Source organism: Caldimicrobium sp. SLHALR3, assembly GCF_058692735.1.
Map to the genome: position 1 here is coordinate 1337046 of NZ_CP182484.1, position 14811 is coordinate 1351856.

General features: G+C 31.8%; 13 protein-coding genes and 1 tRNA gene. 3 read left to right on the forward strand and 11 right to left on the reverse strand.

What is annotated here, in order from left to right; translation table 11 throughout:
• Positions 1-8: 8 nt before the first annotated feature.
• Together ACLGLP_RS07125 and resB are read right to left on the reverse strand one after the other, a co-directional pair.
• Positions 9-221: a hypothetical protein gene (locus ACLGLP_RS07125; RefSeq protein WP_013909920.1), complete on the reverse strand. Its 213-nt coding sequence runs from the start codon at positions 219-221 to the stop codon at positions 9-11.
• Positions 222-287: 66 nt separating this feature from the next.
• Positions 288-1592 (reverse strand): cytochrome c biogenesis protein ResB, encoded by a 1305-nt coding sequence (gene resB, locus ACLGLP_RS07130; RefSeq protein ID WP_492112589.1) that lies wholly within the window; start codon positions 1590-1592, stop codon positions 288-290.
• 140 nt (positions 1593-1732) lie between these two features.
• Between resB and ligA the strand changes: the two genes are divergently transcribed.
• Positions 1733-3793 carry an NAD-dependent DNA ligase LigA gene (ligA, locus tag ACLGLP_RS07135; RefSeq protein WP_492112590.1) on the forward strand — a complete coding sequence of 687 codons (2061 nt, stop codon included), beginning with the start codon at positions 1733-1735 and terminating at the stop codon, positions 3791-3793.
• Here the strand turns inward: ligA and trpS are convergent.
• On the reverse strand, positions 3786-4781 hold the full coding sequence (gene trpS, locus ACLGLP_RS07140; RefSeq protein ID WP_492112591.1) for a tryptophan--tRNA ligase: 996 nt from the start codon (positions 4779-4781) through the stop codon (positions 3786-3788). The two genes, ligA and trpS, sit on opposite strands and share 8 nt — an antisense overlap.
• Positions 4782-4925: 144 nt before the next feature.
• Here trpS and ACLGLP_RS07145 point away from each other — a divergent pair, with 144 nt between their 5' ends.
• Complete coding sequence (locus tag ACLGLP_RS07145) at positions 4926-5207, forward strand: hypothetical protein (RefSeq protein ID WP_492112592.1); 282 nt, start codon at positions 4926-4928, stop codon at positions 5205-5207.
• Positions 5208-5264: 57 nt separating this feature from the next.
• Here ACLGLP_RS07145 and ACLGLP_RS07150 read toward each other — a convergent pair whose 3' ends face one another.
• The 4 genes from ACLGLP_RS07150 to ACLGLP_RS07165 all read right to left on the reverse strand — a co-directional run bounded on the left by ACLGLP_RS07150 (position 5265) and on the right by ACLGLP_RS07165 (position 9776).
• Positions 5265-5654 carry a cytochrome c3 family protein gene (locus ACLGLP_RS07150; RefSeq protein WP_492112593.1) on the reverse strand — a complete coding sequence of 130 codons (390 nt, stop codon included), beginning with the start codon at positions 5652-5654 and terminating at the stop codon, positions 5265-5267.
• A gap of 31 nt (positions 5655-5685) precedes the next feature.
• Entirely contained in the window at positions 5686-6318 is a 633-nt protein-coding gene (locus tag ACLGLP_RS07155) for a cytochrome b/b6 domain-containing protein (protein WP_492112594.1), read from the reverse strand.
• Positions 6318-9032, reverse strand: a complete 2715-nt coding sequence (locus ACLGLP_RS07160) for a cytochrome c family protein (protein WP_492112595.1) — start codon at positions 9030-9032, stop codon at positions 6318-6320. The genes ACLGLP_RS07155 and ACLGLP_RS07160 overlap by 1 nt, the downstream gene beginning before the upstream one ends.
• A gap of 198 nt (positions 9033-9230) precedes the next feature.
• Positions 9231-9776 carry an archaemetzincin family Zn-dependent metalloprotease gene (locus ACLGLP_RS07165; protein ID WP_492112596.1) on the reverse strand — a complete coding sequence of 182 codons (546 nt, stop codon included), beginning with the start codon at positions 9774-9776 and terminating at the stop codon, positions 9231-9233.
• Between the two features lie 145 nt (positions 9777-9921).
• Between ACLGLP_RS07165 and ACLGLP_RS07170 the strand changes: the two genes are divergently transcribed.
• Entirely contained in the window at positions 9922-11655 is a 1734-nt protein-coding gene (locus ACLGLP_RS07170; RefSeq protein WP_492112597.1) for a sensor domain-containing diguanylate cyclase, read from the forward strand.
• A gap of 51 nt (positions 11656-11706) precedes the next feature.
• On the opposite strand, the gene ACLGLP_RS07175 is transcribed toward ACLGLP_RS07170, so the two are convergent.
• From ACLGLP_RS07175 to kdsB, 4 genes are all read right to left on the reverse strand, one after another.
• A tRNA-Pro gene (locus ACLGLP_RS07175) sits at positions 11707-11780 on the reverse strand.
• A 63-nt stretch (positions 11781-11843) separates the two neighbouring features.
• A complete protein-coding gene (gene gltX, locus ACLGLP_RS07180; protein WP_492112598.1) occupies positions 11844-13232 on the reverse strand; it encodes a glutamate--tRNA ligase in 1389 nt (462 codons plus the stop codon).
• An 18-nt stretch (positions 13233-13250) separates the two neighbouring features.
• Positions 13251-14057 carry an AmmeMemoRadiSam system protein B gene (amrB, locus tag ACLGLP_RS07185; RefSeq protein WP_492112599.1) on the reverse strand — a complete coding sequence of 269 codons (807 nt, stop codon included), beginning with the start codon at positions 14055-14057 and terminating at the stop codon, positions 13251-13253.
• The gene (gene kdsB / locus ACLGLP_RS07190) at positions 14054-14794 is read right to left on the reverse strand and encodes a 3-deoxy-manno-octulosonate cytidylyltransferase (RefSeq protein WP_492112600.1); all 741 of its coding nucleotides are present in this window, start codon (positions 14792-14794) and stop codon (positions 14054-14056) included. The genes amrB and kdsB overlap by 4 nt, the downstream gene beginning before the upstream one ends.
• Positions 14795-14811 lie beyond the last annotated feature (17 nt).

Below are 14811 nucleotides of genomic sequence, written 5' to 3' on the forward strand. Positions count from 1 at the left end.
AACTAAGGTTAAGAAATTTTTGCTTTTTCTAATCTTGCCAGAGCTTCTTCTAAACTCATAATGCCTTTTGCTACAGCATAGGCTACATAAGAATATACTCTTGGGTCGTATCCTTCTGGTCTTGGAAAAAGACCTTTAGCACGGAGCTTAGCAAGTTTCGCTCTTCTTCTCCTTCTTCTCTCAATCTCTCTTTCTCTTTCCCTTTTCTTATGCCTTGCCATTCCTACCTCCAGATATTGATAAAAACTTCTTTCAAATATAAATTTTTTTGAAAGTTTGTCAAGATTTTAAGTTTCTGCAGTATTGTTAATCTTTTTTGCTATCTCTTCAATTTTGAATTTCAAAGTATCTCTCTCTCTTTTAGCATAGCCTCCTATTTTTAATACTATTTTATTTTTTTCTAAAGGATTAACGAATACCCAAAATGTTTTTGGTTCAAAAAAGTAAACCCCAAGGAGTCCAAGAATTATTAAAATAAATCCTGCATAAACTATTTTAATCCCTGGGTCCTTTTTAACCTGAAGCCCAGATACATAGGTAACTTTTTCTATATCTTCTAAAAATACTTCTAACTTATCATTGCCTAAAGGAACTCTAAAATGAGGTATTCCTTTTATTATTATACCAGGTATTTGTTCACCTGTTTCTGAATCAAAAAGTAAAATCCTGGCATAAATTAAACCATGAACCTCACCAAATTCATTAAGAGCAATAGTAAACCTATTATCAATATCAACCGGAGAAAAAGAAGTCAAAGTATAAAAACTTTCTCTTCCTTTGTATTTAACCTTTATTTTAAATTCAGGAATGGTATCATAACTTGCCTGATAAAAGGAAAATCCTTTATATTTAAGAGGAGAATTTACCTTTATGGTGGCATTAAAAGTATTATTTTTATCTATTATAGTAACATTTGAAATAAATTCTTTTGGAGTTCCATCAGGGTAATATTCTACAATAAATTTATTAAGTTTTACAAAAAAATCCAAAAATATAGGTTTTTTGTCTCTGAAGGGTAAAACTGTATTAGAGCTCTGACCTTCAACTATGGACATATCACCTCTAAATCCCCAAATAGCTCCTATAAGTGCTCCGATGATAACTATTATTATAGAAAGGTGCACTACATAAACAGAAAAATGTGCCCATTTATTAAGGTCTCTATAAAAAAGTATCCATCCATTAAAATCCTTTTCAGCCTTTTTAAACTTTAACTTATTAGAAATAAAATCTGCTATTTTAGAGAGATCTCCTTTTAGTGATAATTCATATTTATTAGGCAAATTATCTAAATTGACGTCACTGGGATCCTTTTTGTAAAGCTTTAAACTTACAGGGAATCTTTTAATAGAACAGGCAATCAAATTAGTTAAAAACAGAAAGAGAGTTCCTACATACCACCAGGAATGATAAGCATCATCAAGTTTAAAAAAAAGAATCAATTTTCCCAAAGATGAGCCATATTTCGTAAGATAAAATTGGGCAGGTTCCCCCTGTGGAATGACTGTTCCAAAAATAGAAATAATAGCTAATATTAAAAATAAGGTGATAGCAAGTCTTGCTGAACTTAAAAAATCCCAAAATTTTCTCATGATTTTAACCCTTAAAAAAATTTTTGATATTATAGACTTTTTAACAAATTTGACAAGAGAAAATATTTTCGAAACTGGAAATTTTTTTGAAAGTTTGTATTTTTTAAAGTAAAATTTAAAAAACTTTTAGGGGGTAAAAAATGCCTGAAGAGGTAAAGGAGAAAAGAGAAATACCGCAAGAAATAATAGAAAGAGTTAAAAAACTTAGAGAAGAAATTGAATACCATAATTATAGGTACTATGTTCTTGATTCTCCCGTCATTTCAGATGCAGAGTATGATGCCCTAATGAGGGAATTAAAAAAATTAGAAGAGATGTATCCTGAATTAATCACACCTGATTCTCCTACACAAAGAGTTGGATTTAAACCTGCAGAAGGTTTTAGGGAAGTCCCTCATGCTGAACCGATGTTATCTTTAGATGATGCTATGAGTGAAGAAGAGGTTATAGAATTTGATAAAAGAATTAAAAGATTCTTGGGAATGCCTGAAGAAGAACCTATTGAATACACAGTTGAACCCAAAATAGATGGTCTGGCTGTGGAATTGGTTTATGAAAATGGTATTTTGGTTGTTGGCGCAACAAGAGGAGATGGATATGTAGGAGAAGATATAACCAATAACATTAAAACCATTCATGCCATTCCTTTAAGACTTAGAAAATTTACAGAAGATGCTCCAGATATTCCTGCACGAATTGATGTAAGAGGAGAAGTTTATATGACTAAAGAAGAATTCAAAAGATTGAACGAAGAAAGAATTAGAAAAGGAGAGCTTCCTTTTGCAAACCCCCGTAATGCTGCAGCAGGTTCAGTAAGACAGCTTGATCCTTCAATTACAGCCAAAAGAAAACTTGATATATTTTGTTATGGAATAGGAAAAGTTGAAGGATATACTTTTAAAACCCAATGGGAAATACTACAAACTCTTCCAAAATGGGGATTAAAAGTAAATCCTCATGCAAAATTGGTAAAAAACATAAAAGAGGCTATTGAATATCATCATTATATTGAAAAAATAAGAGACGGTCTTCCTTATGAAATAGATGGAGTTGTTATAAAGGTTAATGATCTTTCTCTGTGGGAAAAATTAGGAACAAAAGCTCGCTCACCAAGATATGCCCTTGCTTATAAATTCCAACCCACTCAAGCTACTACACAACTTTTAGATGTAGTTTTTCAGGTAGGAAGAACTGGCGCTGTAACACCTGTTGCCATATTAAAACCTGTTCAAGTAGGTGGAGTAATTGTTGAAAGAGCAACTCTTCACAATGAAGACTTTATTAAAAATTTAGACATACGAATTGGGGATTGGGTGCTTGTGCAAAGAGCAGGAGAAGTTATACCAGAAATAGTAATGCCTATAAAGGAGCGCAGAACTGGTCAAGAAAGGGAAATTGTATTTCCTACCCATTGTCCCATTTGTGGAACAAAACTTATTAAAAAACCTGGAGAAGCTATATGGAGATGTCCTAATAAAGGATGTTATGCTCAGGCAGTAAGAAAGCTTCTTCACTTTGCAAGTAGAAATGCTATGAATATTGATGGTCTGGGAGAAAAAGTTGCAAGAGATTTGGTAGATAAAGGATTGGTTCAAAATGTAGCTGATCTTTACTATTTAAAATGGGAAGATTTTATGAAACTTCCTGGTTTTGCTTATAAAAAAGCTAAAAATCTTTATGAAGCTATACAAAAAAGTAAAAAAACAACCCTTGCAAGGTTTATTTATGCTCTTGGAATTAGACATGTAGGTGAGGCAATGGCTCAACTTCTTGCAGAAAAATTTAAAAGTCTTGACAAACTCATGAATGCCTCTATGTCTGATTTATTAAGTATTCCGGGAGTGGGATATGAAGTAGCTAAATCTATCGTTGAATTTTTCAAAAATGAAGAAAATCGCAAAATGATTCAGAGAATGCTTGATGCAGGAATTACCTTTGTTGAAGAAGAAAAAGAAGAAAAACCAAAAATCCTCGAAGGACTTACCTTTGTATTTACAGGAACTTTAAAGTCTATGACAAGAGATGAAGCTAAACATAAGGTCTTAGAACTTGGTGGTAAAGTTTCAGATTCAGTATCTAAAAATACTGATTATGTGGTGGTAGGAGAAAATCCAGGATCTAAATACTCAAAAGCTTTACAATTGGGTGTAAAAATAATAAATGAAGAAGAATTTTTAAAACTGATAGGTGAGATTAAATAATTTTTTTTCTAAAAACAATAATATTTACTTCTTCCATGGTTTGATGGGCGATTTCTTTTGCAATCTCAATACCTTTATATAACATCTCTCTCCAATCTTCTTTTTCCACCTCTTTCCTTTTATTCCATATTTTTTCAAGCTCAAATATTATCTTATCTGCCAATTTTCTTTTACATTCAACACATCCCAAAATTGCAGCCTTACAATCTCTAACTATTTCTTCTCTTTCTTCATCGCTAAAATAAAGTCTTATTAAATTAAATACCACACAACGATTTTCAGGATCTCCTGGATCACTCTTTTTAATCCTTTGGGTATCTGTAATATAGCTCATCACCTTTTTTCTCACAATCTCTGGTGAATCATTTAAAAATATGGCATTATCGTAGCTTTTGCTCATTTTTCTTCCATCTATACCAGGAATTTTAGGAACTTCAGAAAGTATAGGTTCAGGCTCAGGAAAATAATCCACTTTATAAAGATAATTAAATCTTCTTACAATTTCTCTTGTTAATTCTAAGTGCGGAACCTGATCAAGTCCTACAGGAACCTTTTTAGCCTTGTAAATAAGAATATCTGCAGCCTGAAGCACAGGATATCCCAGAAATCCATAAGTATTAAGATCCTTATTTTGTAAATTTTGCAGCATTTCTTTATAAGATGGATTTCTTTCAAGCCATGGAACAGGAACAAACATACTAAAGATCAGATGAAGCTCTGCATGCTCTTTTATGGCTGATTGAATAAAAATGGTGCTTTTTTCAGGAGAAAGCCCTACTGATAGCCATTCTAAAAATAGCTCTTTAGAAAACTCAGAAATATTTTCAGGATTTTCATATTCAGTAGTTAAAGCATGCCAGTCTGCAATAAAATAAAAGCACTCATATTTTTCCTGTAACTCTAACCATGTCTTTAAAACACCGTGGAGATGTCCCAAATGTAAAGGACCGGTAGGTCTCATCCCACTTAAAATCCTTATTTTTTCCACTTTAATTCCCCTTTTTACATTATTGCATTTCTTTTAAGATCTAATAAAATATCACAAGTTTGTAAATTTTAAACTTGAATTTTTTCTTTTAATAACTAAACTTTTTTAAAATTTTACGAAAATATCATTAATGAGGAAATAGAAATGCAATGTAAAAGATTAAAAAATTTAATTAGAGATTGGTATCAAGAGGTTAGGAATTTCACCCTTTCTCCTATTAAAATGATGGAGCTAATAAACAAACATATCAAGAATTGTGAGATATGCCAAAAAGACGAAGATTTACCTCTGGAACTTGATCAACTTAGAGAAATTATCAGAGTTCCCTATTCTTTTCCCTTAACTGAGGAATCAAAATTTGAGTCAGAAGAAGAATATTTATACGAAGAAGAGGAAACTCCAGAAGAAACAGAGGAAGAATACTAAAATTAGGAGGGAGAAAGTTCTTTCTCCCTCCTAATTTTCGTTTTGAATTCCTAAAAGTTAGGATTCCTTTTTATGACATTCGTTGCATTTAGTTGGTGCTGCCTTACCTTGTTCGGCATTTACGTTCTTATGACAACCAATACAGTTTTTATGGTAAGCTAACATTGCTTTAGGTGCATTGGGAGCTTTCTCAGTTCCACCCTCCAATCCGTGACAAGCTGTGCACTTTTCTACACCTTTAGTAGGGTCTTTCTCTTTATGATGGCACATCTTACAGTCTACTTGATACTCCTTAGAATGTTTAGCATGAGAAAATTTAACAGGTGCCATCTTTCCACCAGGAACGGTAATAACAGCCTCTTCAGGAATCTGTTGAGCTAAAATATAAGTTCCTCCAAGTAAAAACGCTCCACTTAAAAGCCCAATTAAAACTTTTTTAAGTCTCATAAAATCACCCCCTTTATTTTAATTTTAATTTTTAATGTTCTTCCGGTTCTTCCTCATATCCTGTAATCATAGCAATAAAGTGAGCCCAGAATGTATGCCCTAAGCTTGCCAAATAAAAATGAACAATTATAAAGGCTGAAAAAAACACCCACAATGCTACATGAATTAAAGAAACAACCTGTATTCCACCTAAAATATCTCCTAAAAATTTAAATTTAACAGGATCCCATAAAACAAGCCCAGTAAGTAGTTGAAGAGGAATACAAACTACCATAATAAAGAAGTATGCCATCTGTTGTAGAGGATTAAATTTATTATCAGGAGTTGGATGATGTGGATTTTTATCACCTACCATTATTCCGTATCCATAGTATTTAGCTTGCCTTAAAGCTCTTTTGATAAGCTCAATAGGTCTCCAGAAAGGTGGTAAATAGATTTTAAAAAACTTTAAAGTAGCAAAATAATAGATAAACCAGATTAAGTAATTGGCAATCAAAACGAAACCAAGCCAGCTATGTATCTTTACTGCTGTCTGAAAGGACATTAAACTTAACTTATCCCCCAATCTTATCTGTAAACCTGTAATAATAAGTATTATAAAACTGATGGCATTTACCCAATGCCAAATTCTTACAGGGATGGGATGAAGATATATTCTTTTCATTAGTGCCCCTCCTTTCTTTTTCTTCTAACTGGTATAGTTATAATTCTTAAAAAGACATGAACTGCAACAACAGCAATTCCAGCAACCAAGGCAATAACAAACAAGGCGTCCAGAATGTTTATTTTGGTTAAACCAAGCACATAAAAATCTTTAATATTAGGTATAGCATAAACTGAATTTACCGCACTTCTTTCTAAGGCAATCTTCTCTGCCTTTCCTTCTTCTTTATTAATTTCTAACTTTCCTACAAATTGAGCTGTAGGACTATGACAAATTGCACAGTCCTTTATAGCACCTTCCTTAGAAAGAACTTTGTGAGCATCATTTGCATTAACTATATCTAACCTTCCTTTAAATTTTACTTTAACCCTTTCTTTGAGAAGTCCTACAAATTTCCAAAGTTCTTCTTTCTGAATTAAATTATCATTGTTTAAATCAATTTTTTTCTTTACTTCTTCTTTCTCCCAATTTGTAATTTTTGCCAGTTCTTCAACAGTTAAGGGCTTATTTTCAGAAGTAAAGAGCGTTAAAATAACAGCCTTTTCTCCTGACACATGACATACAGCACAGGAACTTCCAGCAAAATGAACATCAACAAAACTCTTTAACTTAAACGGTGGATTGTATAACCATTTATTATGAGAAATCTTCACATCTTTATGACAGGTAATACAAGAATTATTTAAGTTAGCAAGATTGGTAGGTAATACCTTATGAGCTCCGTGACAGCTTGAACAAATAGGTGCATCCTTTTTACCCTCTTTAAAAGCTTTATAGTGTATACTTTCTTGAAAACTTACAGCTTCTTTTTCATGACAACTTACACAAAGCTGATATCTTGCCGCATTATCGGTAGTAATTTTTCTTACATTGTGATATCCATGACAAGATAAACAATCCGGTGCTTTGGAATGTCCTTTTTTAGCAACTGCAGCATGAATACTAAGGTTATATTCACTCACCTCCTTTGCATGACAACTATTACACATATCTTGTGCTTTACTTCTATATTCAGCTACAGATTTAAAACTTCTTACAGGATGTGTCTTTAAAGAGAACCCTTTATGACAATCGGAACACTTAAGTTTTCCGTGAGCAGACTGTAAAATTTGTTTGTCATCAACCTTAATAGATATAACTTCTTTATTTTCCATCATTTTAGTTAAGGCTTTAGAATGACAAGTCATGCAGTATTCTCTTTCCGAAGCCGTAGAGGGTATTTTAGCTGGTTTTACATTATGAGCTCCGTGACATTCTACACAGGTTGCAGTTTTTGAAATAGCGTAATGAGCTGGATTTTTCTGAAGTTCTTTATCAGTATGACAAACTTTACAATTGCGGGAAAGATTTATGGTATATTCTTTCTTATTTTTGAAAGAATAGGCAGGGTGTTTTTCTTTTGAAAAATCTGTATGACAATCAGTACAACTTAAGCCAGAATGGACAGATTGTTTAATTTGAGAGGGATCAACTTTTACACTCAATTTTTCTTTGCTTGGAAGAATTTTTACCACATCAAATTTATGACAGCTCATACAATATTCATTAATACTGACCTTCTTTTTCCATTCTTTAATTGACTGATTTTTGTGATATCCGTGACACTCAATACATAAAAGGTCTTTCCTATTTATTATTTTAGCATGACCAGGATGCTTAGAAATTACATCTCTTGGATGACATCTAAAACAGCCAGCTACAACTTTTTCAGTATAAGCCCTTTTACTCGCTATAGAAATTGGACGAGGATGGTTTGAAAGGTCAATACCCTGATGACAAGCCCAACAACCCACCTTTGCATGAACAGTCTTTTTAAAAGCTTCTTTATCAACATAAAGTTCCATCTTTTCTCCGTTGGGAAGAACTTTAGGTAATCTTTTTACTGAATGACATTTTAAACACTTATCAGTTTCTTCTGCCCACTGAGTCTTTGATTTTACATAGTGATTTCCGTGACAACCAAAACAAACCATTCTATCTTCTTTGAGAAAACCTTTATGGATAGGAGAGAGCGAATTCAAAGGATGACAATTTAAACAGTTTTTATACATTTTATTACTATAAATTTTTTTACTCTCTATTTTCTTAACATCTTCAGGATGAGTTAAGGGGTTAATATCGTTGTGACAGAATAGACAACCTAATTTTCCATGAACAGATTTTAAAAATTTTTCTTTGTTGACATAAAGATCTAATACTTCTTTATTTTCTAATACCTTTGTCATTCCTTCAGTATTGTGACAATCTAAACATTTTTCACTTTCTTTTTTAAGCTCAGCTATAGATTTTATATAATGAGAACCATGACATTCAGCACAAGTAACTTTTCCTTCTTTAAGTATCCCTTTATGAATAGGTGAAAGAGAATCTTGAGGATGACAATTAGCACAATTCTGCGAAACTTCTTTAGTAAAAGCCAATCTGCTTTTTATCTTAATTGGTCTTGGATGCTTTGCAGTATCTATATCTGTATGACAATCGGTGCAACTAATGCTTCCATGAACAGATTTCAAAAATGCCTCCTTATCTATATAAAGCTCCATCTTTTCTCCATTTTCAAGAATCTTTGGTAATCTCTTTACTGAATGACACTTAAGACAGTTATTTTCACTTTTCGCAAAGATGGGATTCCCTGAAAAAATATATATTCCTGCAAAAATAAATACAAATATTAAAACTCCTAAAATATAAAAAAATTTATTCTTCCTTTTCATCCTTCCTCCTCAAAATAGAAATACAATATTCTTATCTTTTAGCAGATTAAGTAAAATCTTATAAAAACTTAATTTTTTGTCAAGAATAATAAATTTAAAATTTTTCTTTTTTTTACAAATAAAATTGATTTTTTGGCAATTTTCTTTTATTTTTTCTAATTTATCCGTTATTCTTATAATTTTTAAATCTTCAAATTATTAGGTTTTTAATCCTAAATACATTTTTAGTATTTTTTTACAACTCATACACAAATGTTTTTCCTTTTTATCAACATCTAAAATAGAATTAGAAAAAGCCATCACACACTTAAGGTTTTCACAATGGGGAAGATAAAAAAGATGCCCCAACTCGTGTGTAGCTTCTTTTAAAACCCTTTCTAAAAAGACTTTATTATCAGGTTTTTGTCTGTAAAATTCAGGCTTAAGCCTTGATAAAGAAATTATTCCAATTCCCGATCTTGGATCAGCCTGACCAAAAATAAAATTGAGTCCAGGAGCATAAAGATCAACATCAACTACAAGCAACCATTTCTCTTTAGGATTTTTCTTAAAGCTTTCTGCTTCTTTTATTATAAGTTCTGCCAAATACTGATTTCTTCTAAAATCATAAGCCTTAGAAATGTCCAAATGAAGATAGGAAATCTCCGGTTCAGAAAAATAGACCTCTCCAATATGTTTCTTTAATTCTTTAAGATGTTCTTCTTTTAAACTACAAAAGACAAATTTAACAGAAATTTTACTCATTTTGCTTTTAATTTTAATAATTAAAAACTTTTAGTTGTCAAGAAAAAAATTGCTTTTTGAATTTTTTAAAATAAAATCTAAAAATTATATTAAAATTTATATTAAAATAAAATTCCAAGCTATGAGTTTAAAAAGGGTTTTCTTTTTGCTTTTTATAACAATTTTTCTTTTTCTATCTGTTTCTTATTTTTTTATTTCTAATTTTTCAAAAGAAACTTTTCTTTCTTTAGAAAAAGAAGAAGCCAAAGCACATGCAGAAAAAGTTGAACTTTACTTTGAAAGGGAATTAACCAATTTATATAATCTCACTAAAGACTGGGCAGCATGGGATGATGCCTACCTTTTTATGCAAAATAAAAGCCCAAATTTCGTAAAAAAGAATATCACTTCTGAAACCTTTAAAAATCTCAAAATAGATCTTCTTCTTTATACTTATTTAGATGGAAATGTTAAGGCAGGTGGGCTTTACGATAGAAAAACTCAAAAGATTTTCATTAGCACTGAACTTTTAAATCTCGTAAAAAGTTTAATTGAAAAAACTTCTTTAAATACTTTACAAGGAACAAAATGCTTTTTGTTTTTTATGAATAAACCCTTTTTTCTTGCAGTCTATCCTGTATTAAGATCTGATTATAAAGGTCCTAAAAGGGGATATCTTTTTATGGGAAGATTTTTAAACGATGAAGACAAAAATATCATTATAAATTTATTTAAAATAAAGGATTTTGAAATTCTAAGATCAGATGAACCCTTTAAAGAAGTTAGATTTTTAAAGGCTGATCTTAAAGAAATTGTTTTAGAAAAATCTCCCTTTTTAGCTAATGATAAAATAAAGATTAGAATAACTTATCCTATAAAAACGACCCTAATAAATTCCCAAGCTTCTTATGCAGTTTCTGTTCAAATAATTTTACTAATAATATTTGGTATTATGGTTTCGTTATTGTTAAATCAATATGTATTGAAACCATTTTTTAAGCTTTTAAAGGAAATCAATCAGATAAAGGATAAAGAAATCACAAAACTTTCTTTAGAATATAAGATTAAGGAATATGTAGACTTGGGACTTGCTATAAATAAATTTCTTGAAGACATTTCAATAAGGGAAGAAATTTATAGATCTATTGCGGAAAAAACTGAAAATATAATTGTGCTTTTTGACAAGGATAAAAATATACTTTTTCAAAATGCCAATACTTCAAAATACTTCAATTCAGAAGAACTAAAATCCTTAGTTGAGAGTCTTTTTGAAGAAGGAAAATATTTAAGAAGCTTCAAAAAGGAATTAAAAATAAAAAACTACTGGTTTTTCTTTCAAATAATACCGATTTCCGAAGTTCTTTTTCTTTTGATTGGGCAGGATATCACAACCATAAAGGCAAGAGAAGAAGAGCTTTTTAAATTAGCTACCCAAGATTTTCTTACCAATCTTTACAATCGCAGATATTTGGAAGATACTTTAAATAGAGTTATAGCATCCTCAAAAAGGGGAGAAAAATTTGTATTTCTCTTTATAGACTGCAATGATTTGAAAAAGATAAACGATAAGTATGGACATTTGGTAGGGGATGAGGTTTTGAAAAGTATTGCAAGAAGTATAAAAAAATCTATTAGAGATGAAGATGTAGCAGCCAGGTGGGGTGGAGATGAGTTTGCGGTAATTTTAAATCACTGCGATAAAACTGCAGGAATAAAAATAGCTCAAAGAATTATTGAAAATCTTTCTGCTGAGGAAATCAAGGTAAATTCCGAAAAAATCAAACCAAATGTGAGTATAGGAGTGGTGGAAATTGATGGAACTATGGAAATTGATAAAATTTTAAAGTTAGCAGATGAGCTTTGTTATAAGTCTAAAGAAACAGGAAAAATAGAGGTATAAAATCTCTATACAAGAGCATTTCAGGTCTTTAAGCTTAAAACCCTTTACAAATCGGGGCGGGCAGATTTGAACTGCCGACCCCCTGCTCCCAAGGCAGGTGCGCTCCCAGGCTGCGCTACGCCCCGTTTAAATTTATTTCAAAAACATATTATAAACTCTTTTTAAGAATTTACAAGCTCAGCCACTCTCTATGCCTTTATAAAATCTAAAGCCTTCCTCAATCTTTTTTCTACCCTTTCTTTTCCCAAAACTTTTATTATTTCAAAAAGACCTGGACTTACAGTTTTACCAGTTAAAGCAATCCTTATAGCTTGGGCAATATTTTTAAGCTTAACACCTGATTTTTCAGCAAGATTTTTTAAGTATTCTTCCAGTTTTTTTTCATCTAAAGGTAAATCTCTAAAATCTTCAAGAAATCTCTGAAGCAGAGGCTTTATCTCAGGAACTAAAAACTTTTTTGCTCCATCTAAATCGTAACTAATTTCCTCAACTAAGTAGAACTTTATCATTTCAGCCATCTCAATTAAGGTTTTACTTCTTGTCTTTACAGTCTCTATAGCAGAAAAGAGATAATCCTCTGAAAACTTGCTTAAATCATACTCTTTTAGAAAATATTTCAGATGCTCCAAAATATACCTATTATCGCTATTTTTTATCCAGTAAGCATTTATAGCAAGAAGTTTATCCTGATCAAAACGGGCTGGAGATAAATTAACACTTTTAAGGTCAAATTTTTCAATTAATTCTTCAATAGTAAAATATTCCTGATCTCCGTATCCCCAGCCCAGACGGGCAAGATAGTTAATAAGTGCATTTGGCAAAAATCCAGCTTCTTTATACTCTAAAATAGATTTAGCACCATGTCTTTTTGAAAGTCTTGCCCCATCAGGTCCAAGAACCATGGGAATGTGCGCAAATTTTGGTGGCTCAACCCCAAGAGCCTGATAAATAAGAAGTTGTTTGGGAGTGTTAGAAATATGATCGTCTCCCCTTATTACATGAGTTATTCCCATAGTTATATCATCTATCACCACAGCAAAATGATAAGTGGGAGTACCATCAGAACGCATAATAATGAAATCATCTAACTCCTCTGCTGGAAAGATGATTTTTCCTCTAAGTAAGTCCTCAAAAGCAACTTCAACTATTTCTGGTATTTTTAACCTTAGAGCCCTACCCTCTCCTGGTCCTAAGTTTTTTTCTCTGCAAGTTCCATCATATTTTGGTTTAAGCCCCTTTTCCATTCTTTCTTTTTTCTTTATTTCTAAAAGCTCTTTTGAACACTCACAATAGTATGCTTTTCCTTCTTCAAAAAGTTTTTGAGCATAACTTTGATAAATCTCTAATCTTTCACTTTGAAAATAAGGTCCCTCATCCCAATCAAGTCCAAGCCATTTAAGAGCCTTTAAAATAGAATCCACATATTCCTGTTTAGACCTTTCTCTATCTGTATCTTCAAAACGAAGCACAAATTTTCCTTTGTTATGTCTTGCAAATAGCCAATTAAACAGAGCAGTTCTTGCTCCTCCAAGATGTAAATGTCCAGTAGGACTTGGAGGGAATCTGGTTACAACCATATTTTACCTAACCCCCTTTTAGTATATTACTATTCCTCCATAACCAACAACAGAAGAATAATCCTTTATTACATCCCCAGAAGTCATATAATCTATAAGTTCAGCCTTCTCAGCTCCTAAGTTTTTACAAGCATTTACAGTAACCGCTATTGGATTGTATCCACAAACACTTATTCTTTCTTTAAAAACAACCTCTAAGAAACTCTTCTCTGAAAGCTTAAGAATTTCCTTTATAGCTAACATATCTTTTTCTTTAGCCACTTCATGAGGCACATAGTGACTAAAATCACTGCTTCCAATTATTACTATATATTTATCAGAGTGCTTTTTAACAGTTTCTGCAATTTCTTTTCCCAATTCTATAATCTCCTCAAAATTCATCTTTCTAAGGCAGATAGGAACTATTTTTATTTTAGGATTTATGTATTGTAAAAAGGGAACCTGAACTTCTATAGAATGCTCATGAAGATGAGCCATTACATCTTTTTTTAAAAAAGAAACTCTTTTAGCTAAATCCTCTGCTATTTCTTTATCAATAAAGACCTCACCAAGTGGTGTAATAAAAGATTCTCCCAGAAAAATAGAAACTCTTTCTCCAAGTCCTGTATGATTAGGTCCTAATATTATGGCTACATCAGGTGGAACTATACTTCCGTAAACTTTTCCTGCTACCCATCCAGAATACATATACCCAGCATGAGGAACAATTGCACCCTTTGCTTTAATTTTATTTTCTCTAAATTTAATAAGGGTTGACAGATGGAACCTTAATTCTTTTGGATTATTACTATAAAAGTATCCTGCTACTGCCGGTTCTCTTTTCATTTTACTTTCTCCTTCTTTAAATTTTTTATGTATTCCAAATCTTCTGGAGTATCAACCTCTGGGACATCTTTTGGAACAACTGTTACAGCTATTTTATAGCCATATTCTAACGCCCTTAACTGCTCAAGTCTTTCTGATTGTTCTAAATCTCCAGGAGGAAGCTTTATAAACTTATCTAAAAATCCTTTAGTATATGCATACACGCCTATGTGTTTTAAATAAAGAGGTTCCTTCCCAGGAGGCATAAAGTAAGGTATTGGAGACCTTGAAAAATAGAGTGCTCTACCCTCTTTATCAAGAACTACCTTAACTTTGTTAGGGTTTTCAAGATCCCTTAAATTTATTATAGGTGTTGCAAGGGTGCTTATGTGAATATTTGAAGAAAAGAGCAAAGGTTTTATAAGTAACGAAATATATTCAGAGGGAAATAAAGGCTGATCACCTTGTAAATTGATTACTAAATCTTCGTCATCAAGTCCTAAAATGTTTGCTGCTTCTGCAACCCTTTCTGTTCCGCAGGTATGTTCTTTAGCAGTCAAAATAGCCCTCCCACCAAAGTTTTCAACTTCCCTAAGAATTTTTTCATCATCAGTTGCCACATATACTTCTAAAATGTCTGAAGCCATGGCTCTTTCATAAACATGTTGTATTAAAGTCTTATCCCAGAGCAAAGCCAAAGGTTTTCCAGGAAATCTTGTAGAACCGTATCTTGCAGGAATGATGATAACTTTTCTCATTTAAATAAAATTTAATC

Excerpts from the sequence above, each read along its gene's own strand:
- ACLGLP_RS07125 (WP_013909920.1), bottom strand. The coding sequence starts at position 221 with ATGGCAAGGCATAAGAAAAGGGAAAGAGAAAGAGAGATTGAGAGAAGA.
- resB (WP_492112589.1), bottom strand. The coding sequence starts at position 1,592 with ATGAGAAAATTTTGGGATTTTTTAAGTTCAGCAAGACTTGCTATCACC.
- ligA (WP_492112590.1), top strand. The coding sequence starts at position 1,733 with ATGCCTGAAGAGGTAAAGGAGAAAAGAGAAATACCGCAAGAAATAATA.
- ACLGLP_RS07145 (WP_492112592.1), top strand. The coding sequence starts at position 4,926 with ATGCAATGTAAAAGATTAAAAAATTTAATTAGAGATTGGTATCAAGAG.
- ACLGLP_RS07150 (WP_492112593.1), bottom strand. The coding sequence starts at position 5,654 with ATGAGACTTAAAAAAGTTTTAATTGGGCTTTTAAGTGGAGCGTTTTTA.
- ACLGLP_RS07155 (WP_492112594.1), bottom strand. The coding sequence starts at position 6,318 with ATGAAAAGAATATATCTTCATCCCATCCCTGTAAGAATTTGGCATTGG.
- ACLGLP_RS07160 (WP_492112595.1), bottom strand. The coding sequence starts at position 9,032 with ATGAAAAGGAAGAATAAATTTTTTTATATTTTAGGAGTTTTAATATTT.
- ACLGLP_RS07165 (WP_492112596.1), bottom strand. The coding sequence starts at position 9,776 with ATGAGTAAAATTTCTGTTAAATTTGTCTTTTGTAGTTTAAAAGAAGAA.
- gltX (WP_492112598.1), bottom strand. The coding sequence starts at position 13,232 with ATGGTTGTAACCAGATTCCCTCCAAGTCCTACTGGACATTTACATCTT.
- amrB (WP_492112599.1), bottom strand. The coding sequence starts at position 14,057 with ATGAAAAGAGAACCGGCAGTAGCAGGATACTTTTATAGTAATAATCCA.
- kdsB (WP_492112600.1), bottom strand. The coding sequence starts at position 14,794 with ATGAGAAAAGTTATCATCATTCCTGCAAGATACGGTTCTACAAGATTT.